The sequence below is a fragment of the Sphingomonas sp. 66-10 genome (assembly GCF_001897045.1).
Classification (GTDB): Bacteria; Pseudomonadota; Alphaproteobacteria; order Sphingomonadales; family Sphingomonadaceae; genus Sphingomonas; species Sphingomonas lycopersici.
Genome location: NZ_MKRR01000130.1, coordinates 1 through 1,205 on the forward strand (window position 1 = coordinate 1; position 1,205 = coordinate 1,205).

The following is a 1,205-nucleotide window of genomic DNA, read 5'->3' on the forward strand; positions in this document are numbered from 1 at the left end:
TGGCCCCAGCGCCATCCACGCGACGCCCGCAATAGCGAGCGAACTGACGGCAGCGCCGGCGGCGATGACGCCCCGGCGAAAGCGCACCACGCGCCGCGGCGCGGCCCGCAACTGGAGCTTGTCGGGGCTGATCTTGGAGGGCGTCGCCGGCGATGCCTCAGCATCGTGCGGGATCTCACGGTCGGCGGGTTCGATGGTGGGTTCGCTCATTTCGCAGCCCTTCGCCTGTCATCGCGGCTCCTGCCGTCGTCGGTGCGGACGATACGCACGACCGATTGCGGGTTTTCGCCAAGGCGGAGTTCCGCCGCGCCGAACAGGCGATCGACGATATAATGGTTGCCCGAGACGCGGTAATTGACGAGCTGGCTCTGGCCCAGCGGCCCTACCACGAACAGCGGCGGCGCATCGCCCTGATCCAGACGATCGGGAAACTCGATATAAACCTTGTTGCCATCGTCCCACGCCCGAACCGGACGCCAGGGCGGATTGTCGCCGGTGATGGCGTAGCGGAAGCGCAGGTTGGTGAGCGCCACATTGTCGGCGACAGGCCGTGCCTGCTCGGCGCGGGCGTTCTGCCGCCGCAGGGCGACAAGCTGGTCAGCGGGATAGGTCCACGAGATCGCCGCCATCGCGGTGCGGTCGGTGCTTTCCAGCGCCAGATGATAGGCGCGGCGGTCGGTGGTGATGACCATGTTCGTCACCAGTCCGGCTGCGAAGGGCTTTACCAATATATGGACGCGCGTATCGTCGCCCCCCCCTCCGGCACCGCCGCTGGTCGTGTCGCCGATCACCCAGCGCACCGTATCCCCAGCCGAAACGGCCACCAGCTTCTCGCCAGCTTGCAAGGCGATGTCACTGACCCGTTCGGGCGCCGCATAGAGACGATAGAGCGCGCCATCGGTCCAGGGATAGACCTGCACGGCATTGATATAGCCCGCGCTCGACGGCTCGCGCATGGCGGCGCGATTGGCGGCTTCGACCCGCGCGGTCGGCAGGCCCATGTCTCGGCTCACGGTTGGACGCGGCAGAAGCTGGCCCGGCAAGGGCAGCGGCACCGGGGTCTGCACGATCTCGACCGGCCTCGGCGGTTCGGCCTCGCGCATGGCTGGCTGGAACTGCGCGGCATCGAGCGCGACGGCAGGCGGCGGGGTTTTCCCGGCGCAGGCGGTGGCCAGCGCCAGCAGTGGCAAGGCCAGAATCATTCT

1 protein-coding gene and 1 pseudogene are annotated in these 1,205 nt (G+C 68.0%); both read right to left on the bottom strand.

Translation table 11 applies throughout. The annotated features are described in order from the left end of the window. Positions 1–210: pseudogene (locus tag BGN95_RS13370) on the bottom strand (TrbI/VirB10 family protein); the annotation flags it as partial. Then, a complete protein-coding gene (trbG, locus tag BGN95_RS13375) occupies positions 207–1,202 on the bottom strand; it encodes a P-type conjugative transfer protein TrbG (RefSeq protein WP_286772976.1) in 996 nt (331 codons plus the stop codon). The gene trbG and the pseudogene BGN95_RS13370, both read right to left, overlap by 4 nt. Between the last annotated feature and the right edge of the window lie 3 nt (positions 1,203–1,205).

Coding starts and splice junctions, on each gene's coding strand:
- trbG (WP_286772976.1), bottom strand. CDS start 1,202: ATGATTCTGGCCTTGCCACTGCTGGCGCTGGCCACCGCCTGCGCCGGG.